We start from the raw sequence: 20,687 nt of genomic DNA, 5'->3' as shown, positions 1-20,687 counted from the left end.
CCCAATCAATAATTAAATCGTCAACGACTCAACCACTTCGATCCAGCCGTGTTCGCTAGCGATATCCTGATTGTTAAGCCAGCGGCGCAGCATATTTAGCGCCATCATCGCGCACACTTCCTGACGAATCGCCAGGCTGTAGCGATTTGCATTCAGCCTTACGCGCAAGGCGTGTGTCCCATCAGGCGTGGCCAGCGCAAAGTTAATATGTTCGTTTTCGAAAGCCGATATCGCGAGTGCCAATCCAGCATAATGTTTGCTGCGTCGTTCGGTTATCCAATGCGCCGTTTGCGCCAGCGTTTCTTCCTGAGGCGGAACCACTTCACTCGCCAACATTGGCGCATTCGCACGAGAAAGCTGCAATGCCACCAGACCACCGGTGAATTGTTCGCTCAGCGTCAGGCTGAATTGCCGTTCTTGCAACGTGCGGGCGATTTGCGCGGGTAAGCCTTCCGTACCTTCAAAAATCATATTCTGCCCGGCAACCCGCTTAACTTCTGGCCACAACGCCAGCATCGCTTCCCGTTGGGAATCCGGCCCGGTCAGCTTCAGCTCAATAATCGGCATTGAGGAGCGATACCCCATTGTTACTCCCGGAGGCAACGGCAGCGGATCCAGACTCTGCGCCAGGTCGCTTTCAGAACGGCCAAAGGTGGTTAATCGCAGGCATAACGGGGGCTGAGCCAAAGAGAAACGCTCACGCAAACGAGGCAGGATCTCATGCTCCACCATGACTTTGAATTCTGACGGTACACCTGGTGTAAAGAACATCAGGCAGCGGTTAAGCTTCAGGGCGAACCCACACGCGGTACCCACCGGATTATTGATAAACTCAGCGCTGGCCGGAAGTTCAGCCTGTTTGCGGTTGCTTTGCGCCATCACGCGGCCACGATCGCGGAAATATCGCTCCATCTCGGCCAGCCATGCTTCATGCAGCACCAACCCTTCGCCTTTTGCCGTTGCCGCTGCCAGCGCGCTCAAATCATCGCTGGTTGGTCCCAGACCGCCATTAACGATCAGTACATCGGCGTGCTCGCTACGCTCACGCAAAACGGCGACCAAATCGTTAAGATTGTCACCTACCGTGTTGCGGCGTGTTAGCGGTAAACCCTGATTAAAGAAAAAATCGGCCAGCCAGGCGGCATTGGTGTCGACGATTTGTCCGTGCAACACTTCATCCCCTGTGGATAGCATCTCCACGTTTAACATCGTGTTCTCCTGCTTTTATGATGAAAACACTTTAACGCATGGAGGGGGTAAGGCGCGACTGAACGCCGCGCCAGAAATGTTAGAAGCTGGCGTTAACCCCAACGTACGGGCCATCAGCAATCGCGTTATCACGGTTGCCGTCTTTGCCTGCCAGGTTCAGGTAACGATAACCGGCTTCAATGCTCAGCGGACGCAAAATGGTCAGACGCGCACCGGCATTCGCTTCTTCATAGCTGTCGATACCGCTGGAAAGTGAATCAGGAGAGTAATAATACTCACCAAACAGACGGAAGCTATCGCCAATCGGCCATTGTAAACCACCACCGACAGCGGCAGCATAGCCTTCATCGCCATCGTTTGGATTGGTATAAACACCTTTACCACCAACGGTCGCCATCAGCGGCCCCAGTGGGATATTCAAACCTAAACCCAGCCCGGCAACATCACCGTCGTCATCGTTATGCATCCAGTTACCGCTGACGGCCAGACCAGTACTCTCAGTGCCCATACCGAATCCCAGGTTAGTGTAGTCTTCGCCAGCCTGGCCGCTGATGCTAATCGCGCTCGCCGACGCGGAAACAAACAGCATTCCGGCAAAACCCAACATTAAACTTTTTTTCATTTTCTATCCTTTCCAGCAAGAATCAAAACATAGCCCCAAAACCGATGAATTGTACTGTCAGATGGCGAGGAATCAATGAGCTAAAAAAGCGATGCAATGACATATTGTAACTAAATACTACTCACAAGATTTATTTAAGGTTAATTTCTTGTGCCAATTACACAGTTGGACGTCCCAGAACGTCATTTTCAACAAACATCCTGTTTTCCCTGCCATAGCGCTCTTAATCACCGATGAAACATTTTTTCTGCCGCCAGCAAAAGGTAAGATGCGTGCATGACGGAATTTTCTCTACCTCCCCAACAAGGATTCGACTGATGCGCCAAAGAACGATTGTATGCCCATTAATTCAAAACGATGGCTGTTATTTACTCTGCAAAATGGCTGATGACCGCGGTGTGTTTCCCGGTCAGTGGGCGCTTTCTGGCGGCGGTGTTGAACCAAGTGAACGTATTGAAGAAGCTCTGCGCCGTGAAGTGAGGGAAGAGCTGGGCGAACAGCTGGTGTTATCAGAAATTACCCCCTGGACCTTCAGTGATGATATCCGCACTAAAACCTATGCTGATGGCAGCCAGGAAGAGATTTACATGATTTATCTTATTTTCGATTGTGTCGCGGCGAATCGTGAAGTGAAGATTAACGAAGAGTTCCAGGCGTTCGCCTGGGTTAAACCGGAAGATCTCAGTGCCTACGATTTAAATATCGCCACGCGTAAAACGTTAACCTTGAAAGGGTTACTGTAGGTTATCATTTTAATAACGGCATAAAATTAATATTCTGAATAGCGGCATTGCACTCATCAACTTATAGCAAACAGCAATGTCGCAAAAAAACCAAAAAAAACTTTAATTTCATTAATATAAATAAAAAATAACTCTATTTAGCTGTCGTTCCAAAACCTTAAACTCTTAAGGATAAATTAACCTTCAGTCATTAACCTTTGTAGCCTGATGAAATAATTAACGACGCCCCTGTTTATCACTAAAAATAAAACTTCGGTGGCGTTAAATGGCTTGAAGGAATAATGATGTCTGACTTTTTGCCTTTCTCTCGCCCGTCCATGGGCGCTGAAGAACTTGCCGCTGTGAAGACGGTTCTGGACTCTGGATGGATAACCACCGGCCCGAAAAACCAACAACTGGAAGAAGCATTCTGTCAGCTCACCGGAAATCAGCACACCGTCGCCGTCTGCTCCGCTACGGCAGGGATGCACATCACGTTGATGGCGCTGGGCATAGGCGCAGGCGATGAGGTCATTACGCCGTCAATGACATGGGTTTCGACCCTCAACATGATTGTTTTGCTGGGGGCGGCGCCGGTCATGATCGACGTCGACCGCGATACGCTGATGGTCACGCCGGAGCAAATTGAAGCCGCTATCACCCCGCGTACCAAAGCCATTATTCCGGTACATTACGCAGGCGCCCCCGCCGACCTTGATGCAATTTATGCCATTGGCGAGCGCTACGGCATTCCGGTTATAGAAGATGCGGCTCACGCCGTAGGGACGTTGTATAAGGGTCGCCATGTCGGCGCGCGCGGCACGGCAATCTTCTCGTTTCACGCTATTAAAAATATCACCTGTGCGGAAGGTGGACTGATCGTTACCGACGACAGCCAGCTCGCTCAGCGGCTTCGCAGCCTGAAGTTTCACGGTCTGGGCGTCGATGCATTTGATCGACAAACCTACGGCCGGGCACCACAAGCCGAAGTACTTGCGCCAGGATACAAATACAACCTCACAGATATCAATGCCGCCATCGCGCTGGTACAGCTGAATAAGCTGGGACAACTGAATTCACGCCGGGCGCAAATTGCCCAGCACTATCAAAAAGCGCTGGCCGATACGCCATTCCAGCCGCTGAGCCTACCGCAGTGGTCGCACGTTCATGCCTGGCACTTATTCATCATTCGTGTTGATGAAACGCGCTGCGGGTTGAGCAGAGATGCCCTGATGGAAGCGCTGAAGACCAAAGATATCGGCACCGGTCTGCATTTTCGTGCGGCCCATACGCAAAAATATTATCGCGAACGCTTCACTACCCTTTCGCTCCCAAATACTGAATGGAACAGCGCGCGCATCTGCTCGCTGCCGTTATTCCCTGACATGACCGATGATGACACTCAGCGGGTCATTACGGCGCTTCGCGAGATCGCAGGACAATGAGCATGTTTGAAGCCACACCGATTAAAAAAGTCTCGGTGGTTATTCCCGTTTTTAATGAACAGGAAAGCCTGCCAGAGTTAATCAGACGCACCAGTGCCGCCTGCGAAAAATTGGGCAAAGACTATGAGATTCTGCTAATCGACGACGGCAGCAGCGACCGTTCCGCTCAGTTGATGATGGACGCCTCTCAGGCACCGAACAGCCATATTGTCTCAATTTTACTGAATCGCAACTACGGGCAACACTCGGCGATTATGGCCGGTTTCAGCCATGTCACCGGAGACTTGATCATCACGCTGGATGCCGATTTGCAAAACCCGCCGGAGGAGATCCCTCGGTTGGTCGCCACTGCAGATGAGGGTTTCGATGTGGTAGGCACGGTACGCCAGAACCGTCAGGATAGCGTATTTCGTAAGACCGCCTCACGAATGATAAACCATCTGATCCAACGAACCACCGGTAAAGCAATGGGCGACTACGGCTGCATGCTACGCGCCTATCGCCGTCACATCGTCGATGCCATGCTGCATTGCCAGGAGCGCAGCACCTTTATCCCTATTCTGGCCAACATTTTTGCCCGTCGCGCCACGGAGATCCCGGTACATCATGCAGAGCGTGAATTTGGTGACTCCAAATACAGCTTCATGCGTCTGATCAACCTGATGTATGACCTGGTGACTTGCCTTACCACAACACCGCTTCGCATGTTGAGCCTGCTGGGCAGCGTGATAGCTGCCACGGGCTTTACCTTATCAGTCCTGCTTGTTGTTCTGCGCCTGACGCTCGGCCCACAGTGGGCAGCGGAGGGGGTATTCATGCTGTTTGCCGTCCTGTTTACCTTTATCGGCGCACAGTTTATTGGCATGGGTTTACTCGGCGAATATATCGGTCGCATCTATAACGATGTCCGCGCCCGCCCCCGCTATTTTGTTCAACACGTTATCCGCCCACAAACTACGCAGTCAACCGAGGAAAACCGCGCATGAAAGCCGTCGTATTTGCCTATCACGATATGGGATGTCAGGGTGTCCAGGCCTTGTTGGATGCAGGTTATGAAATCGCTGCCATTTTTACGCACACCGACAACCTGGGTGAAAAAGCGTTTTTTGGATCTGTTTCCCGCCTCGCGGCCAGCGCCGGTATTCCGGTTTACGCCCCAGACGAGGTTAATCATCCCCTGTGGATTGAGCGCATTAGCCAACTGGCACCCGATGTTATCTTCTCGTTCTACTATCGCCATTTACTGAGTGATGAGATCCTCAGTCTTGCCCCTAAGGGTGCATTTAATCTGCACGGCTCGCTGCTGCCGAAATACCGTGGTCGCGCGCCATTGAACTGGGTATTGGTCAATGGTGAAACCGAAACGGGCGTCACACTTCACCGCATGGTCAAACGCGCGGATGCCGGTGCTATTGTTGCCCAGCAACGTGTCGCTATTTCACCGGAAGACGTGGCGTTAACGCTGCACCATAAATTGTGTCAGGCAGCACGTCATCTGCTGGAGCAGACACTGCCGGCCATCAACGCGGGAAGTTACTCCGAATTCCCTCAACAGGATGTAGATGCTACCTGTTTTGGTCGCCGTACGCCGGAAGATAGCTTCCTCGACTGGAACAAACCTGCCGCGGAGTTACATAACCAGGTCCGTGCCGTCAGCGATCCGTGGCCGGGCGCATTTAGCTATGTTGGCACACAAAAGTTCACCGTCTGGTCATCGCGCGTTTGCACAAACGACATTGCGGCCCAGCCGGGCACCGTCATCTCAGTGTCTCCTTTACTGATCGCCTGTGTCGATGGTGCACTGGAGATTATTACCGGACAAGCTGGCGATGGTATTGCAATGCAGGGTTCACAACTGGCGCAAGTTCTGGGTCTGGTGCCAGGTTCTCGCCTAAACAGCCAGTCAGTGACCACCAGCAAACGCCGTACTCGCGTACTGATCCTCGGCGTTAACGGCTTCATTGGTAACCATCTGACCGAGCGCCTGCTGCAAGAAGATAATTACGAAGTGTATGGACTCGATATTGGCAGCGACGCCATTGGGCGTTTCCTGCAACATCCGCGATTCCATTTCGTCGAAGGTGATATCAGCATTCACTCCGAATGGATTGAATATCATGTGAAAAAATGCGACGTTGTGCTGCCGCTGGTGGCGATCGCAACGCCTATCGAATATACCCGCAACCCGCTGCGCGTATTTGAGCTCGATTTTGAAGAGAACCTAAAAATCATTCGTTACTGCGTGAAATACCGCAAGCGCATCATTTTCCCGTCAACCTCCGAAGTCTACGGCATGTGTACCGACAAAGTCTTTGATGAAGACAGTTCGAATCTGATCGTCGGTCCGGTCAATAAACCACGCTGGATCTACTCCGTATCCAAGCAGTTGCTGGACCGTGTTATCTGGGCATACGGCGAAAAAGAGGGATTGCGCTTCACCCTGTTCCGCCCGTTTAACTGGATGGGACCGCGTCTGGACAGCCTTAACGCCGCGCGTATCGGCAGCTCACGCGCCATTACACAGCTGATCCTCAACCTCGTGGAAGGTTCACCGATCAAGCTGATTGAAGGCGGTAAGCAAGAACGCTGCTTTACCGACATTCGCGATGGTATCGAAGCCCTGTACCGCATCATTGAAAACGAAGGCGGCCGCTGTGACGGTGAGATTATCAACATCGGTAATCCACAGAACGAAGCAAGTATTCAGGAACTGGCAGAAATGCTGCTTTCCTGCTTTGAAAAACATCCGTTGCGTAACCAGTTCCCGCCGTTTGCCGGTTTCCGTGACGTCGAAAGCAGCAGCTACTACGGTAAAGGTTATCAAGACGTTGAGCATCGTAAGCCTAACATTCGCAATGCAAAACGCTGCCTGAACTGGGAACCGACCATTGAGATGCAGGAAACGGTAGAAGAGACGCTGGACTTCTTCTTACGCAGTGTGGATATCACGGAACACACATCATGACCAAAGTAGGCTTGCGCATTGATGTCGATACATTCAGGGGGACGCGCGAAGGCGTGCCCCGCCTGCTGGAGACATTAAACCGACATAACATTCGGGCAAGTTTTTTCTTTAGCGTTGGGCCTGACAACATGGGACGCCATCTCTGGCGTCTGGTGAAGCCACAATTTCTGTGGAAGATGCTGCGTTCAAACGCAGCATCACTCTACGGATGGGATATTTTATTGGCGGGAACCGCATGGCCGGGAAAAGAGATTGGCCAGGCCAACGCGGCAATCATTGCACAAACCGCCCAGATTCATGAAACCGGTTTGCATGCCTGGGATCATCACGCCTGGCAGGCGCGAAGCGGAAACTGGAATGACAAACAGCTGATTGATGATATTTCGCAAGGTATCACCGCACTTGAAGCCATCATCGGTCAGCCAGTCACCTGCTCTGCCGTTGCCGGATGGCGTGCCGACAACCGTGTCGTCCATGCCAAAGAAGCATTCCATCTGCGCTATAACAGTGACTGTCGGGGAACGTCGTTATTTCGTCCGGTGCTGGAATCCGGGAAAACGGGGACGCCACAAATTCCCGTCACCCTACCAACATGGGATGAGGTGGTTGGTCAGGAGGTCCAGGCGGTGGACTTCAACTCCTATATTCTCTCCCACATCCAGATGAGCAGAGGAACACCGGTGTACACCATTCATGCGGAAGTTGAAGGTATCGCCTTTCATCAGAATTTTGACGAGTTGCTCATTCGCGCTGCCGATATGGGGATGACATTCTGCCCGCTTGGCGAGCTGTTACCTGACGACATCAGTACGCTGCCGTTAGGACAGATAGTACGTGGAAAAATACCCGGCAGAGAGGGATGGCTCGGCTGCCAACAACCGGTGAGTGTGACACCATGAAACCTGCTGCCCGCTACACTCTGGCATTTATCGCTTTAATCGCACTGTATTTTATTTTACCTATCAACAGCCGTATGCTCTGGCAGCCTGATGAAACGCGCTATGCTGAAATCAGCCGGGAAATGCTCAACTCTGGTGACTGGATCGTTCCACACTTTTTAGGGCTGCGTTATTTTGAAAAACCAATTGCCGGATACTGGTTGAACAGCATCGGACAATGGTTGTTTGGCGCCAATAATTTTGGTGTCAGAGCGGGTGCTATTTTTGCCACTTTGTTGACCGCATTACTGGTAGCCTGGCTTGCCATGCGACTGTGGCATGATAAGCGTACCGCCGTACTCTCCTCCGCTATCTTTTTAACGTTTTTTTCGGTTTACAGCATCGGCACCTACGCGGTACTTGATCCCATCATTGCGCTTTGGCTGATGGCGGGCATGTGTTGTTTTTGGGAAGGCATGCAGGCCACCACCAGAACACGCAAAATCATCGCTTTTTTGCTGCTTGGGCTGACCTGCGGTATGGGTGTAATGACCAAAGGTTTTCTGGCACTCGCCGTTCCTGTACTCAGCGTACTGCCGTGGGTTTTTGCACAAAAGCGTTGGAAAGACCTCATTCTCTACGGTCTGCTGGCGGTGATCGGCTGCATCGCGATCGTACTACCGTGGGGTATAGCGATTGCACAACGCGAACCGGATTTCTGGCATTACTTCTTCTGGGTTGAACATATTCAGCGCTTTGCGCTGGATGATGCCCAGCATAAGGCTCCTATCTGGTACTACATCCCGATATTTGTGGCAGGCACATTACCGTGGCTCGGTCTGCTTCCCGGCGCGCTGCGTACGGGCTGGCGTGAGCGGGATGTTCCGCGCAGTGCTCTGTACCTGTTAAGCTGGATTATTATGCCAATCCTGTTTTTCAGCATCGCGAAAGGAAAACTGCCGACCTATATTCTTTCCTGCTTCGCGCCGCTAGCGATATTAACGGCGCGCTTCGGCCTGCAGGCTGCGGAAAAAGACTCAGCATCCCTGCGCATCAATGGCTGGATCAACGTGCTATTTGGTGTCGTCGGCATCGTCGCTACGTTTATTGTTTCCACGCTGGGACCATTGAAGACGCCGGTCTGGTCGCATATCGAAACGTATAAGGTTTTTTGTGCCTGGGGCATCTTTATCATCTGGACGCTTTTTGGCTGGTATACGCTAAATAACCGCGAGAAGAACTGGAAATTCGCAGCACTATGCCCATTAGGGCTGGCGCTGTTATTTGGCTTCTCCATTCCTGACCGGGTGATGGAATCTAAACAGCCGCAGTTTTTTGTCGAGATGACCAAAGAATCGCTGGAGCCGAGCCGTTATATTCTCACCGACAGCGTTGGCGTCGCTGCGGGACTGGCCTGGAGCCTGAAGCGCGACGACATCATGATGTACGGACAAACGGGCGAGTTAAAATACGGTCTCAACTACCCGGATGCTCAAGGCCGCTTTGTCAGTCGGGAGAATTTTGCCGACTGGTTAGCACAACATCGTCAACAAGGAAACATTACGCTCGTGCTCTCTGTCGGTAAGGATGAAGATATTAATCAGCTTGCCATCCCTCCCGCTGACTACATTGATAATCAGGGGCGTCTGGTCCTGATTCAGTATCGGCCCAAATGATCTGGATAGCCTTAGTCCTCTCCAGCCTGCTCAGCGTCTGCGGCCAGCTATGCCAGAAGCAGGCGACCCGACCGGTGTCTGTTCGTGCGCGAAAACGCTACATTACGCAATGGATTGGGCTTGCTCTGGCAAGCCTCGGTCTGGCCATGCTGCTATGGCTGGCGGTTTTACAAAACATTCCTGTCGGTATTGCCTATCCCATGCTGAGTCTTAACTTTGTATGGGTAACTCTCGCGGCCTGGAAAATCTGGCGCGAACCCGTCACAACCCGCCACTGGCTGGGCGTTGGGCTGATCATTACCGGCATATTTATTCTTGGGAGTGCAGTGTAATGGGCGTATTTTGGGGATTATGTAGCGTTATTATCACCTCTGCTGCCCAGTTGAGCCTTGGCTTTGCAATGGATAATCTGCCGCCAATGCTGCAGCCGCTGGCGTTCATCTCCGCCGTATTCTCTGTCAGTATTGGTGCGTTTGCTTTATATGCCGGGCTGGCAGGGTATTTGCTGTCGGTTATTTGCTGGCATAAAGCCCTACACCAACTCGCGCTGAGCAAAGCCTATGCCCTGCTCAGCCTGAGCTATGTGCTGGTGTGGGTTGCCTCAATGATCCTGCCCGGCTGGCAGGGAACATTTTCAGTGAAAGCGCTTGCAGGAGTACTGTGCATCATGGCAGGGCTAATGACGATTTTTCTGCCTTCACGCAAACACCTGTCCTGAGATTATTTATCTTTAGACAGTCGTAACAGACGTTCCCATTCATCACAAATGTACTGTCTGGCATCAATGATCTTAATCACCCGAGATGTATCGCGGTTAATACAATACTGAGCATCCTTCAGCGGCGAAAGAAGATCGCCGGGCTTAATCCGCTCAGATGATTGCGCCTGGGCAAGCATCTTGAGCGAACCACCGCTATCGCAAAGTACGATATAGAGCCTCCCTGCTTTTTTGTGACAGCAGGTCTTCTTCACATGCCATTCCATAGCGCACCTATTGTTAATAAATTTCACAATAGGTTACACATTAGCTCATAAACAAAAGGACAATAGCTGCGGAATGACAATAACGAGAAATACTATTAATGTTTTCTTAATGTTAATGATGAAGCACTTACCCAATCCAATAACGCACGGCGCGAAATTTTAATTCCTCCTGCTTTGAGCTCGGGCGGCAATGTTAGCCAACAAATCGGCTGCTGAAAGCGGGCTAGCTTATCTTTTACCCACTCTTCGAGATTAGTTTCTCCAGCATTAGCGTCATACTCAATGACAGCCACCGGGCGATGGCCAAACTCTTTGTCTTCTATCGGCACAATGAAGGCTTGTAGAACATGCGGATGCGCTGCAATCACGCGTTCCACTTCTTCCGGCTGTATACCTTCCCCGCCGCTAAAAAACAGATTATCCATACGACCGACAATCGTTAACTTGCCGTCCTTCAGCACGCCGCGATCGCGGGTTGCAAACCAGCCTTCCGCGTTCACTAAAGGAATAAGCTGTCCGTTACGCCAGTAACCTTGCGCCATGCTGGCGGCACGCAGCCAGACTTCATCATCAACGATTCTTACCTCTCTGCCCGCCAGGGGGGAACCCACATCTGCCAGACCATCAGCCTCTTTCGCACAGACCGTAGAAGCAAACTCCGTTAATCCGTAACCGCACCAGCAACGAATCCCTTGCTCGCGCGCTTGCTCCGTCAATTCAACAGGAATTGCCGCACCTCCCAGCAGTACCGCTTTGAGTGTGACCGGCGTGTTGTTGACCAGCAAGCGCCACAGCTGCGTGGGCACCAGTGAAGCGTGGGTACATCCAGCCAGCATTTGCTCCAGCGGCTGCTTGTCGCGCACGGTCATTCGCGCTCCGGCGAACAACCAGCGCCACAAAATACCCTGACCGGAAACATGAAACAGCGGCAGCGAGAGCAGCCAGTCATCCTCAGCACCAAACGGCATTAATGACAGTACGCCCTGCGCGCTTGCCAGATGCGCCTGACAGGTATGAACAGCCGCTTTTGGCAATCCGGTAGAACCTGAAGTTAACGTCATCGTGCTCAAACGTTCAGGCAACCACGCAGCGGCGCGATCGCCTGGTAACGACCGCATCTGCAACGGGCTGAGTTCCGGAAGTGCGATAGCGGCCTCCAGATCCAGCGCAAAACGTAGCGTTAAGTCCGGGATAAGCGCATCAAGTAGCGGCTGAGGCAACTGTGGGTTCACAGGTAAAACCCGCGCCCCACATTGCAGCAGCGCGAGCCAGGCCAGCAAAGCGCGCGGATGATTCCAGGCGCGAAGCAGAACACCATCGCCCTCTTCCACGCCCTGAGCGGCAAAACCGCAGGCCAGATAATCTACACGTGTGCAGAGATCGCTCCAGCTTAATACCTCATCGTTGAGGCGTAAGGCTGGCGCCTTCGCACGAACCTGTCGCCAGTGACGCCACGGCCAGTCACGGAACTGCACCAGGCCCGATAAGCTCACGCTATCGGGCATTTCCTGCTGGGTCATAGCAGACGTTCCAGCGCATCAACGTCGATACACGGCAACGTGCTACCCGGCCAGGTGCGTACCTGCTGGCACTGCATCAGACTCAGGGTATCCAGACCCGGAATGGTCTGCGGCGTTAGCCAGGCGGCAATTCTCGCCAACTGGGTTAAGCCCAGACTCGACTCGATTGACGAACTGATAACGGCAGTCAGACCAAGCGCATGCGCCGCAGCCACCTGTTCACGGACTTTATCGAGACTGCCGGTCAGCGTAGGTTTGATAACCACGGCCTTGACGCCCTCTTCAGCTTCGAAGGTGAAATCTGCTTCACGCAGACTTTCATCCCAGGCGATGGCAATGCCGGTTTCACGCGCGAAGGCACGAGAATCATCGCGGGTTTTGCACGGCTCTTCGAGAAAGGCAATGCGTTCGCGATATTCCGGATTAACGTATTTCGCGAACTGCTGTGCTTTCAACGGCGTCCAGGCCCGGTTGGCGTCAAGTCGCAAATGCAGCTCCGGGATCGCCTCAAGCAGCAGATTGGCTACCATGCCGTCGCGGACCGCTTCATACAGACCGACCTTGATCTTCGCCACTTTTTCGCCCGGCATATCCGCCAGTTGTAGCACCAGATCGTCAGGATCGCCGGTACACAGCGGCGCAGCACGATAGTCCGCGTCCTGTGGCAATACGCCAGTCAGTTCGGCCAGCGCACAGCTTACGCCAAAGGCGACCGAAGGCAGTTGCGGTAAGGAGTCATCCCCTTGCAACCAGCCTTTCACCCAGGCCAGCAGCTCGGTTTGTGCCTCTTCCCAGCTTTCCTGACTGAAGCCCGGCAGTGGGGAAATTTCTCCCCACCCTTCGCGCTCGCCGTCACAAAGACAAACGTACAGCCCGTCACGCGTTTTTAACCGCCTGTCGCGCAGAATCACCCCCGCGTCCATGGGGATCTGCCAGCGGTATACCTGCGCGCTACGCATTACGGATTCCGTTTGAATTTGCTGAAATCAGGCTGACGTTTCTGGTTAAAGGCGTTACGGCCTTCCTGACCTTCTTCCGTCATGTAGAACAGCATAGTGGCGTTACCTGCCAGCTCCTGCAGGCCAGCCTGACCATCACAGTCGGCGTTCAGTGCGGCTTTCAGGCAGCGCAGCGCCATTGGGCTGTTTTGCAGCATTTCACGGCACCAGCGTACGGTCTCTTTTTCCAGATCCGCCAGCGGAACCACGGTGTTGACCAGACCCATATCCAGCGCCTGTTTCGCATCGTACTGACGGCACAGGAACCAGATTTCACGCGCTTTTTTCTGACCGACGATGCGCGCCATGTAGGAAGCGCCCCAACCGCCGTCGAAAGAACCGACTTTCGGGCCGGTCTGACCAAAGATGGCGTTTTCAGCCGCAATGGTCAGGTCACACATCATGTGCAGCACATGGCCACCGCCAATGGAGAAACCTGCAACCATCGCGACTACCGGTTTCGGACAGGTACGAATCTGGCGCTGGAAGTCCAGTACGTTCAGGTGATGCACACCGGAGTCATCCTGGTATCCGCCGTAGTCACCACGCACTTTCTGATCGCCGCCTGCGCAGAACGCTTTGTCGCCAGCACCGGTCAGAATAATTACGCCGATGTTGTCATCATAGCGGGCATCCGCCAGCGCCTGGATCATCTCTTTCACGGTGACCGGACGGAAGGCATTGCGTACCTGTGGACGATTAATAGTGATTTTTGCGATACCGTCGGTGGATTTCTCGTAAAGAATGTCGGTATAGCCTTCAGAGCAATCGTGCCATTCTACCGGTGCGTAAAGCATTGTTTCATCAGGATAGATCATAAAATGTCCTATAGTCAGCGACGCAGAATCTGAGCCAGACAGTCCACTACGCCCGCGGGGTTGTCCCGATGCGCGTTGTGTCCGGCATTACGAATCACATGGTTTGGTACTGATATTTCCGCCGCCAGAGCGCGGAATTTTTCGTCACGTTCACCACATAAATAATAAAACGGAAATGTGCGCGTCGTGAGTTGCGCACGTAAATCAGGCTGTACGGCAAGCGAGGTGGCCTCCAGCATTGCCGCCAGCGTTTGCCCATTATTCTGGCTACGCAGAGCGACCAGCGCCTCTCTTTGTGCCGCGTTCAGCGAGGAAAAAACGGGCTGTTGATACCAGTCATTAAACACCTCACGTAGCGGCTCTGCGCGAAAACGCGCAGCCCAGCGGCCATCCGAGAGACGACGCTGAACGCGCGCCTCCTCGCTTTGCAAGCCGGGATGTCCGCCTTCAACCACCAGACCACAAAGCCCAGGCATCTCCTGACAGGCCGCCATCATGGCGACTCTGCCGCCAAGAGAGTATCCCACCAGCCAGTAGTTAAGCATGTTGTAACTAAGTAGAGTGTTACGCAGCAAAACGCTGACATCATCGAACCCACTCACGCCGATGTCAGCGGAGCCACCGTGTCCCGGCAAGTCTATGTATAGCCGCGAATAATCCTGAAACGCTTCGCCGACCGTCTGCCATTCCTGGCAATCGCCAGAGAAACCGTGCAGGAAAACCAGCCAGGGAAATCCCGTCTGCCCCTCTTTCGCCTGCGCATGCAGGATCATAGATGACTTACCTGCGCCAGCAGTTGCTGCAAGGTTTGCGCCCCGTCAGTTTCGTTCACCACCAGCTCAATCACCGTGGCCGCAGGTGTACGCCACGCGTTAGTCAACGCGCTCTCCAGCTGCTCCCAGTTTTCCGGGCGCTGGTATTTAAGGTTAAACATGGCGGCAGCATGCTCGAAATGTACGTTCTGCGGCATCAGATAGAACCGTTCGCGTTCGCTGGCTGGCGTCGGCAGCAGGGAGAAAATCTGCCCGCCGTTATTATTGACCACTATCAGGACAAACGGTGCAGAAACCTGGCGCAATAACGCCAGCGCATTCAGGTCATACAATGCAGATAAATCGCCAACAATCGCCAGCGTCGATTTCGCGCTGGCACGCTGTACACCAGCTGCCGTTGACAGCAGGCCGTCAATACCGCTCGCGCCACGGTTGCTATAGACCGGGTAACCAGCCGGAAGCTGCGACAGCGCATCAATCAGGCGTACCACCAGACTGTTACCCACGAACAGCTGCCCCTGCTCCGGCAAGTAGTCGCGGATACGGTGGGCTAATTGCGCTTCACCAAACGCCTCACGACGGGCTTCTACCGCCTGCCAGGCCTGTTGCGCCAGACGAGGGATCTCCATACACCAGGGCTGACGTTTCTCCGCCGGATGTAGCTCCAGCCAGTCGCCAACTTTCGCCACCAACCTGCGGCCGCGATGATGGGCCGGATCGAGGCGGCCTTCGATATTATCGACAATCCAGTATTCCTGCGGATCGCAGCTGGCCTGCCATTGCAGCAGACGTTTTCCGGTCAGGCTGCTACCAAGCTGCACCACAATCTGCGCCTGCTGCAATTCAGCTACAGCTTTCGCATTTCCCAGCCACAGGTCGGCGCACGGCAGCGGTTGTCCGGTTTGCGACAGAACATCGCCAATCAGCGGCCAGCCTAACGTCTGCGCCCACTGCGCAACCTTCTGACCTTCTTCCGCGCTCATGCGGCCCGCAATGACTACGCCGCGTTTTTGTCGCCAGAAAAACCAGTCGCGTTGTTTGTCGCTTTCCAGCCGACGCGCTTCTCGCAGCCAGGGCTTATCGTCCTGCCACCAGTCGCCGAGGCGCTGCTGCCAGGCAATCCCCGTTTCGTCCATATCGCCATACAGCGGTTCCGCAAACGGGCAATTGATATGAACCGCCCCGCTATGCAGGGCAGCTAACGCATTATCAATAGTGGACACCAGCCAGCTTGCCGGAATGTCCTGAGTCGGACGCGGTAAAGAGAGCGTTTGCGATGGATGCGAGGCAAACATTCCGGCCTGACGAATCGCCTGGTTCGCGCCACAGTCGATAAGCTCTGGCGGTCTGTCAGCGGTAAGTAAAATCAGTTTTTCACCGGTCAGGCCCGCCTCAATCAACGCGGGATATAAATTCGCCACCGCGGTACCGGACGTCACAATCACGGCGACAGGCTGACGGCTGACTTTTGCCAGACCTAAAGCCAGATGCCCAAGACCGCGCTCGTCAAAATGGGTGTGGTGGATGAATGCGGGGTTTTCCGCTGCCGCCAGCGTCAACGGTGTAGAACGAGAGCCAGGGGCAATGCAGACATGCCTGACGCCGTGGCGAGTGAGTGCTTCCAGAATGACCGCCGCCCAGCGTCGGTTAAATGCGCTTACTGACATGAGATTGTCCGGTATCAATATTGCGACACAGTATAGAGAATCGAATAAATGGATTTTTGATATGAATCGGAAATATACACGAAATCACTATCCTTCCATCTGTAATAAAGTACGTAACCCTGCCGCTTTATTGTCTATTTCTTGCCATTCCTGCTCAGGATCTGAGCCACGTACAATCCCTGCCCCGGCATACAGGCGTACCACGTTTGCGCTAATTTTCGCTGAACGCAATGACACACAAAACTCGCTTTGGCGCAAAGAAAGATAACCCGCTGAACCGGCATACCACTCGCGTTCAAAGGGTTCATTTTGCTGGATGAATTCACGCGCCAGCTCACGCGGAATACCGGCAACTGCCGCCGTGGGCTGGAGCTGCATCAGGCAAAGCGTATCGTCTGCCTGATTCAGTTCCGTCCAGATGCAACGGCGCAGGTGCTGCACTTTACGCAGCCTGAGCACCTGCGGTGGCAGCACATCGAGAGTTTGCGTACAGCCTTGCAGGCGCTGGCAAATATCTTCGACCACCAGCATATTCTCGCGCTGGTTTTTATCATCTTTCATTAGCCAGTCGCCCAATTGCCAGGCCCGATGATCCTCAGGGTGATTTGCCACGGTTCCGGCCAGCGCCTCGGTGCGCAGCGCCGTATCACGTCGTCGATACAGACGTTCAGGAGAAGAGCCAAGAAAAGCGGTGTCAGCGGAGAATGCCATAAAGAAATGGTAGCAGTTCAGATTTAAGCGACGGCTGGAAGCCATCACGGCAGCGGCATTAACCGACTGAGAAAACTGTAAATCGGTCGCCCGCGCCAGCACGACCTTATCGAGGTCTTCTCCTGCGATCGTTTGAGTGGCGAGTTTTATCAGGTCTATCCAGCCAGCTTTCTCCGGCCAGTGCTGTTCTCCCGTCAAATTCAAACGCAATGCAGGGAGCGGTTTTACGGGAGCAAGCGATGAGATGAAGGCGATCGCTTGTGCAGCGTCTTCACGTAGCGACACGTCGCTATAAAGATGTAAGCGTAAGCTCGCCACTCCGGCGCAACGTCGCCACTCCAGCCGCGGCAGCAGTAAATTGCCACGCTGAGGCTCAAAGGCATTCAGGCCCCAGATGCACAGGTCGGGATGATTATCATGCTGATGTAAAAATTGCTGGGCTGATTCCAGCGAGGAAAATGCGGCGACGGCCCCTAATACGGCGGCTTCTTCATCGCCGTTACGCTGCTGCCAGTAAAACTGGGGCCAGACGGGTTGACTGGCCAGCCATCCTAAAGCGTCAAACGCATCATTCAGTGGGAAAGGTATATCGTAAATACGAATTCCAGGTGCTGCTGGCATCTCTTGCGATAAATGACGCATCAGACTTTCCAGCGCAGTAGTGATTGAATGCACGCGGACCTCTCCCTGTTAAAAACCTCTCATTATACGGGGTACTGAGCAGAAAAAGCAGTACCCCCAGTTAGGGAGTACGTACAAATGCGATGACAGAACGGAATTTATCGCCGCGCTAACAATAATCCCATCACTAAACCGACTGTGGCGCCAACGCCGATTCCGCGCCAGGGTTTTTCGTGCACATAGTCATCCGCCCGACAAACAGCTTTTTTCGCACGGTAATAGTAGCTATCAGAAGCATGGCTGACGCGATTTCTCACCTCTTCTAACGCCCGCTCTGCCCGCGCTTTTAACTCAAGGTATTTTTGATCTGCTGGGTCGCCAGAAGAACGCAGCACCTCTTCCAGCGTTTCACTTAATAATTCCAGATCATCATCGATACGTGATTCATAAGAATGAAAAGACATTATATTCTCCCTTTCTATTGACGTACCCGCTAACTATAGACAACCTGGACTGATTGCGCCTGTTTACGCCTGATGTGCTTCCCGCGCCATTCCGACGTGTGGAATACCATCTTCGTCATAGATATCCGTCACCGGAACAAAGCCAAAGCGCGCATAGAACGATTGCAGATGCGCCTGTGCGCCCAGATACAACGCCTTGTGTGGCCAGTGTTGCGCGCAGGATGCCAGCGTCTGGGCCATTAGCTGTTGCCCCAGTTTTTCACCACGCAGCGCTTCGCTTACAATCACCCGACCAATCACTACCGGCTCCAGCTCGTCATCGCTTTTCAGAATCCTCGCATACGCCACCAGCTCATCGTTATGCCAGCCCAGAATATGCCGATTCTCTCCAGCCAGGTCATCGCCATCCACATCCTGGTACGGACACTGTTGCTCAACTACAAATACCGCGCATCGTAGCTGAAGTAGTGCGTACAGTTGTTGGGTACTCAGCTTTGCATGGTGGAGATCTTGCCAGTGAATCATTGTCTGCCCCTATGTTGTGATAACCTGAACACCCTGCCTTATTGATGGCGAAAAGTGTAACGCAAAGATGGAATTACTATTTTTAGGCACGTCTGCGGGAGTCCCCACGCGCTCACGCAATGTAACGGCAATTTTACTGAATCTGCAACACCCGACTCAGGCGGGGCTGTGGCTTTTTGATTGCGGCGAAGGGACGCAGCATCAGATGCTCACCACGCCTTTCAATCCAGGAAAACTCGATCGTATTTTTATCAGCCATCTGCACGGCGATCACCTGTTTGGTTTACCGGGGCTACTGTGCAGTCGCTCAATGGCCGGCAATGTCCAGCCTCTGACGCTCTACGGGCCAAAAGGGTTGCGAGAGTTTACCGAAACCGCATTGCGTCTGAGCGGCTCCTGGACCGATTATCCGCTGGATATTGTAGAAATCACCGCGGGTGAGATTGTGGATGACGGCCTGCGAAAAGTAACGGCTTACCCGCTGGCACATCCGCTGGAATGCTACGGTTTTCGCATTCAAGAGCACGATAAACCCGGTGCGCTTGACGCCAATGCCCTGAAGGCGGCAGACGTTAAAGCGGGCCCGTGGTTTCAGGATTTGAAAGCCGGAAAAACCATCGTGCTGGAGGATGGTCGAGCGATTAACGGTGCCGATTTTCTTTCCCCACCCACCAAGGGAAAATCAGTCGCTATTTTCGGTGACACAGGACCCTGCGCGTCCGCCATTGAACTGGCTCGAGGTGTAGATGTCATGGTACACGAAACCACGCTGGACGCTTCAATGGAGGAAAAAGCAAACAGTCGCGGGCACAGCTCAACCCGACAAGCCGCACAGCTGGCGCTGGATGCCGGAGTGGGACGTCTGATAATGACCCACGTTAGCTCACGCTACGATGAAAAAGGCTGCCAGCGCTTACTCGCAGAGTGCAAAACAATATTTCCAGACACGGCACTGGCTCACGATTTCGCCATTTTCAGCGTTTAACGCTCTATTTTTCCGCCTCAGTGCCGATAACAGTGGAAAGGCTGGCTTTCACACTGAGGACAGGATGAACAATTTCCAGAAAGATATTGATGACAGGACAAACCTAACCCTGTCTAACCGTTTTGAACTGCTGCTGTTTCGCCTCGGCAAATCTGTTGAGGAGCAGAAATCAGAGCTGTTTGGCATCAACGTATTCAAACTGCGTGAAATCGTGCCGATGCCGACCTTTACGCGTCCGGCGGGTATGAAGGCCCCGTTACTGGGTATGGTTAATATTCGCGATCAGGTGATCCCGGTGATTGACCTGCCCGCCGTCGCGGGCTGTAAGCCAGAGACCGGACTCAACATCCTGTTGATCACAGAATATGCCCGCAGCGTCCAGGCGTTTGCTGTGGAGTCAGTGGAAAACATTATGCGCCTGGACTGGCAACAGGTGCATACCGCCGAGAAAGCCGTTAATGGTCGCTATATCACCAGTATCGCTTGCCTGGACGACAACAAAGAGACCAACAACCTGGCGCTGGTACTCGACGTTGAGCAGATCCTGTACGATATCGTACCGGCGAACCACGACCTGCGCGCAACCGATCTGAAAACCAATAAATTCAACATCACGCCGGGTGCGGTGGCGATTGTGGCTGATGATTCCAAAGTGGCCCGCGCCATGTTGGAAAAAGGTCTAAACGCCATGGAGATCCCGTATCTGATGCATGTAACAGGCCAGGATGCGTGGGAAAAAATTCAGCAGCTTTCCGCAGAAGCGCTGGCGGAGGGCAAGCCGGTCAGTGAGAAGATCGCTCTGGTTCTCACCGATCTCGAAATGCCGGAGATGGACGGTTTTACGCTTACCCGTAAGATAAAAACCGACGAACGTCTGAAGAAAATCCCGGTCGTTATCCACTCTTCGCTTTCCGGTAGCGCGAACGAAGATCACGTTCGCCGTGTAAAAGCGGATGGCTATGTGGCCAAATTCGAAGTCAATGAGCTTTCTTCAGTGATCCAGGAAGTGATGGATCGCACAGCGAAAGGCATCAGCGGTCCGCTGGTGAGCCGTCAGCTATTAAACTGACCGTATTTCACGCATAAAAAAACCCGCCAAGGCGG

The 20,687-nt window shown here is 53.3% G+C and carries 21 protein-coding genes; 10 read left to right on the top strand and 11 right to left on the bottom strand.

Annotated elements, in window-relative coordinates; all coding sequences use genetic code 11:
- Positions 1-12: 12 nt before the first annotated feature.
- Together OGY10_RS02385 and OGY10_RS02380 are read right to left on the bottom strand one after the other, a co-directional pair.
- Positions 13-1,209: a nicotinamide mononucleotide deamidase-related protein YfaY gene (locus tag OGY10_RS02385; protein WP_267445365.1), complete on the bottom strand. Its 1,197-nt coding sequence runs from the start codon at positions 1,207-1,209 to the stop codon at positions 13-15.
- Positions 1,210-1,288: 79 nt separating this feature from the next.
- Positions 1,289-1,831: a YfaZ family outer membrane protein gene (locus OGY10_RS02380; RefSeq protein WP_008785326.1), complete on the bottom strand. Its 543-nt coding sequence runs from the start codon at positions 1,829-1,831 to the stop codon at positions 1,289-1,291.
- 317 nt (positions 1,832-2,148) lie between these two features.
- On the opposite strand from OGY10_RS02380, the gene nudI reads away from it, so the two are divergent.
- The 8 genes from nudI to arnF all read left to right on the top strand — a co-directional run bounded on the left by nudI (position 2,149) and on the right by arnF (position 10,235).
- Positions 2,149-2,574 carry a nucleoside triphosphatase NudI gene (nudI, locus tag OGY10_RS02375; RefSeq protein ID WP_100272088.1) on the top strand — a complete coding sequence of 142 codons (426 nt, stop codon included), beginning with the start codon at positions 2,149-2,151 and terminating at the stop codon, positions 2,572-2,574.
- Positions 2,575-2,858: 284 nt separating this feature from the next.
- Positions 2,859-3,998 carry a UDP-4-amino-4-deoxy-L-arabinose aminotransferase gene (gene arnB / locus OGY10_RS02370; RefSeq protein ID WP_071445244.1) on the top strand — a complete coding sequence of 380 codons (1,140 nt, stop codon included), beginning with the start codon at positions 2,859-2,861 and terminating at the stop codon, positions 3,996-3,998.
- Positions 3,999-4,000: 2 nt separating this feature from the next.
- Positions 4,001-4,984 carry an undecaprenyl-phosphate 4-deoxy-4-formamido-L-arabinose transferase gene (gene arnC, locus OGY10_RS02365; protein ID WP_042307134.1) on the top strand — a complete coding sequence of 328 codons (984 nt, stop codon included), beginning with the start codon at positions 4,001-4,003 and terminating at the stop codon, positions 4,982-4,984.
- Positions 4,981-6,963, top strand: coding sequence for a bifunctional UDP-4-amino-4-deoxy-L-arabinose formyltransferase/UDP-glucuronic acid oxidase ArnA (gene arnA / locus OGY10_RS02360; protein WP_286576162.1), 1,983 nt, complete (start codon positions 4,981-4,983; stop codon positions 6,961-6,963). Before arnC ends, arnA begins: the two co-directional genes overlap by 4 nt.
- A complete protein-coding gene (gene arnD / locus OGY10_RS02355) occupies positions 6,960-7,862 on the top strand; it encodes a 4-deoxy-4-formamido-L-arabinose-phosphoundecaprenol deformylase (RefSeq protein WP_218659081.1) in 903 nt (300 codons plus the stop codon). The genes arnA and arnD overlap by 4 nt, the downstream gene beginning before the upstream one ends.
- Positions 7,859-9,517 carry a lipid IV(A) 4-amino-4-deoxy-L-arabinosyltransferase gene (gene arnT / locus OGY10_RS02350; RefSeq protein WP_048234845.1) on the top strand — a complete coding sequence of 553 codons (1,659 nt, stop codon included), beginning with the start codon at positions 7,859-7,861 and terminating at the stop codon, positions 9,515-9,517. Before arnD ends, arnT begins: the two co-directional genes overlap by 4 nt.
- Positions 9,514-9,849 (top strand): 4-amino-4-deoxy-L-arabinose-phosphoundecaprenol flippase subunit ArnE, encoded by a 336-nt coding sequence (gene arnE / locus OGY10_RS02345; RefSeq protein WP_008785334.1) that lies wholly within the window; start codon positions 9,514-9,516, stop codon positions 9,847-9,849. Before arnT ends, arnE begins: the two co-directional genes overlap by 4 nt.
- Positions 9,849-10,235 (top strand): 4-amino-4-deoxy-L-arabinose-phosphoundecaprenol flippase subunit ArnF, encoded by a 387-nt coding sequence (gene arnF / locus OGY10_RS02340; protein WP_191226977.1) that lies wholly within the window; start codon positions 9,849-9,851, stop codon positions 10,233-10,235. The genes arnE and arnF overlap by 1 nt, the downstream gene beginning before the upstream one ends.
- A gap of 2 nt (positions 10,236-10,237) precedes the next feature.
- Here arnF and pmrD read toward each other — a convergent pair whose 3' ends face one another.
- The 9 genes from pmrD to OGY10_RS02295 all read right to left on the bottom strand — a co-directional run bounded on the left by pmrD (position 10,238) and on the right by OGY10_RS02295 (position 18,598).
- Positions 10,238-10,501: a signal transduction protein PmrD gene (pmrD, locus tag OGY10_RS02335; RefSeq protein ID WP_008785336.1), complete on the bottom strand. Its 264-nt coding sequence runs from the start codon at positions 10,499-10,501 to the stop codon at positions 10,238-10,240.
- A 95-nt stretch (positions 10,502-10,596) separates the two neighbouring features.
- The gene (gene menE / locus OGY10_RS02330) at positions 10,597-12,021 is read right to left on the bottom strand and encodes an o-succinylbenzoate--CoA ligase (protein ID WP_071445237.1); all 1,425 of its coding nucleotides are present in this window, start codon (positions 12,019-12,021) and stop codon (positions 10,597-10,599) included.
- Positions 12,018-12,980, bottom strand: coding sequence for an o-succinylbenzoate synthase (gene menC / locus OGY10_RS02325; protein WP_071445235.1), 963 nt, complete (start codon positions 12,978-12,980; stop codon positions 12,018-12,020). The genes menE and menC overlap by 4 nt, the downstream gene beginning before the upstream one ends.
- Positions 12,980-13,837 (bottom strand): 1,4-dihydroxy-2-naphthoyl-CoA synthase, encoded by an 858-nt coding sequence (gene menB, locus OGY10_RS02320; RefSeq protein WP_003027671.1) that lies wholly within the window; start codon positions 13,835-13,837, stop codon positions 12,980-12,982. Before menB ends, menC begins: the two co-directional genes overlap by 1 nt.
- 14 nt (positions 13,838-13,851) lie before the next feature.
- Positions 13,852-14,610 carry a 2-succinyl-6-hydroxy-2,4-cyclohexadiene-1-carboxylate synthase gene (gene menH / locus OGY10_RS02315; protein WP_186413144.1) on the bottom strand — a complete coding sequence of 253 codons (759 nt, stop codon included), beginning with the start codon at positions 14,608-14,610 and terminating at the stop codon, positions 13,852-13,854.
- Positions 14,607-16,277, bottom strand: coding sequence for a 2-succinyl-5-enolpyruvyl-6-hydroxy-3-cyclohexene-1-carboxylic-acid synthase (gene menD, locus OGY10_RS02310; RefSeq protein ID WP_057066388.1), 1,671 nt, complete (start codon positions 16,275-16,277; stop codon positions 14,607-14,609). Before menD ends, menH begins: the two co-directional genes overlap by 4 nt.
- A gap of 87 nt (positions 16,278-16,364) precedes the next feature.
- On the bottom strand, positions 16,365-17,663 hold the full coding sequence (menF, locus tag OGY10_RS02305) for an isochorismate synthase MenF (RefSeq protein WP_286576154.1): 1,299 nt from the start codon (positions 17,661-17,663) through the stop codon (positions 16,365-16,367).
- A 104-nt stretch (positions 17,664-17,767) separates the two neighbouring features.
- Positions 17,768-18,073: a stress response protein ElaB gene (elaB, locus tag OGY10_RS02300; RefSeq protein WP_003027683.1), complete on the bottom strand. Its 306-nt coding sequence runs from the start codon at positions 18,071-18,073 to the stop codon at positions 17,768-17,770.
- Between the two features lie 63 nt (positions 18,074-18,136).
- Positions 18,137-18,598, bottom strand: coding sequence for a GNAT family N-acetyltransferase (locus tag OGY10_RS02295; protein WP_008785342.1), 462 nt, complete (start codon positions 18,596-18,598; stop codon positions 18,137-18,139).
- A gap of 67 nt (positions 18,599-18,665) precedes the next feature.
- On the opposite strand from OGY10_RS02295, the gene rbn reads away from it, so the two are divergent.
- Together rbn and OGY10_RS02285 are read left to right on the top strand one after the other, a co-directional pair.
- Complete coding sequence (rbn, locus tag OGY10_RS02290) at positions 18,666-19,583, top strand: ribonuclease BN (RefSeq protein WP_071445232.1); 918 nt, start codon at positions 18,666-18,668, stop codon at positions 19,581-19,583.
- Between the two features lie 64 nt (positions 19,584-19,647).
- Positions 19,648-20,652 (top strand): chemotaxis protein, encoded by a 1,005-nt coding sequence (locus OGY10_RS02285; RefSeq protein WP_071445229.1) that lies wholly within the window; start codon positions 19,648-19,650, stop codon positions 20,650-20,652.
- Positions 20,653-20,687 lie beyond the last annotated feature (35 nt).

Source organism: Citrobacter sp. Cpo148 (assembly GCF_030332375.1).
GTDB lineage: Bacteria > Pseudomonadota > Gammaproteobacteria > Enterobacterales > Enterobacteriaceae > Citrobacter > Citrobacter portucalensis.
This window is presented reverse-complemented; position numbering and strand designations above follow the sequence as displayed.

Bases quoted from the DNA above. Each gene is read 5' to 3' on its own strand.
- OGY10_RS02385 (WP_267445365.1), bottom strand. From the start codon at position 1,209: ATGTTAAACGTGGAGATGCTATCCACAGGGGATGAAGTGTTGCACGGA.
- arnT (WP_048234845.1), top strand. From the start codon at position 7,859: ATGAAACCTGCTGCCCGCTACACTCTGGCATTTATCGCTTTAATCGCA.
- OGY10_RS02295 (WP_008785342.1), bottom strand. From the start codon at position 18,598: ATGATTCACTGGCAAGATCTCCACCATGCAAAGCTGAGTACCCAACAA.
- OGY10_RS02285 (WP_071445229.1), top strand. From the start codon at position 19,648: ATGAACAATTTCCAGAAAGATATTGATGACAGGACAAACCTAACCCTG.
- nudI (WP_100272088.1), top strand. From the start codon at position 2,149: ATGCGCCAAAGAACGATTGTATGCCCATTAATTCAAAACGATGGCTGT.
- arnF (WP_191226977.1), top strand. From the start codon at position 9,849: ATGGGCGTATTTTGGGGATTATGTAGCGTTATTATCACCTCTGCTGCC.
- arnE (WP_008785334.1), top strand. From the start codon at position 9,514: ATGATCTGGATAGCCTTAGTCCTCTCCAGCCTGCTCAGCGTCTGCGGC.
- arnC (WP_042307134.1), top strand. From the start codon at position 4,001: ATGTTTGAAGCCACACCGATTAAAAAAGTCTCGGTGGTTATTCCCGTT.
- menB (WP_003027671.1), bottom strand. From the start codon at position 13,837: ATGATCTATCCTGATGAAACAATGCTTTACGCACCGGTAGAATGGCAC.
- rbn (WP_071445232.1), top strand. From the start codon at position 18,666: ATGGAATTACTATTTTTAGGCACGTCTGCGGGAGTCCCCACGCGCTCA.
- menE (WP_071445237.1), bottom strand. From the start codon at position 12,021: ATGACCCAGCAGGAAATGCCCGATAGCGTGAGCTTATCGGGCCTGGTG.
- pmrD (WP_008785336.1), bottom strand. From the start codon at position 10,501: ATGGAATGGCATGTGAAGAAGACCTGCTGTCACAAAAAAGCAGGGAGG.
- arnA (WP_286576162.1), top strand. From the start codon at position 4,981: ATGAAAGCCGTCGTATTTGCCTATCACGATATGGGATGTCAGGGTGTC.
- menH (WP_186413144.1), bottom strand. From the start codon at position 14,610: ATGATCCTGCATGCGCAGGCGAAAGAGGGGCAGACGGGATTTCCCTGG.
- arnB (WP_071445244.1), top strand. From the start codon at position 2,859: ATGTCTGACTTTTTGCCTTTCTCTCGCCCGTCCATGGGCGCTGAAGAA.
- OGY10_RS02380 (WP_008785326.1), bottom strand. From the start codon at position 1,831: ATGAAAAAAAGTTTAATGTTGGGTTTTGCCGGAATGCTGTTTGTTTCC.
- elaB (WP_003027683.1), bottom strand. From the start codon at position 18,073: ATGTCTTTTCATTCTTATGAATCACGTATCGATGATGATCTGGAATTA.
- arnD (WP_218659081.1), top strand. From the start codon at position 6,960: ATGACCAAAGTAGGCTTGCGCATTGATGTCGATACATTCAGGGGGACG.
- menD (WP_057066388.1), bottom strand. From the start codon at position 16,277: ATGTCAGTAAGCGCATTTAACCGACGCTGGGCGGCGGTCATTCTGGAA.
- menC (WP_071445235.1), bottom strand. From the start codon at position 12,980: ATGCGTAGCGCGCAGGTATACCGCTGGCAGATCCCCATGGACGCGGGG.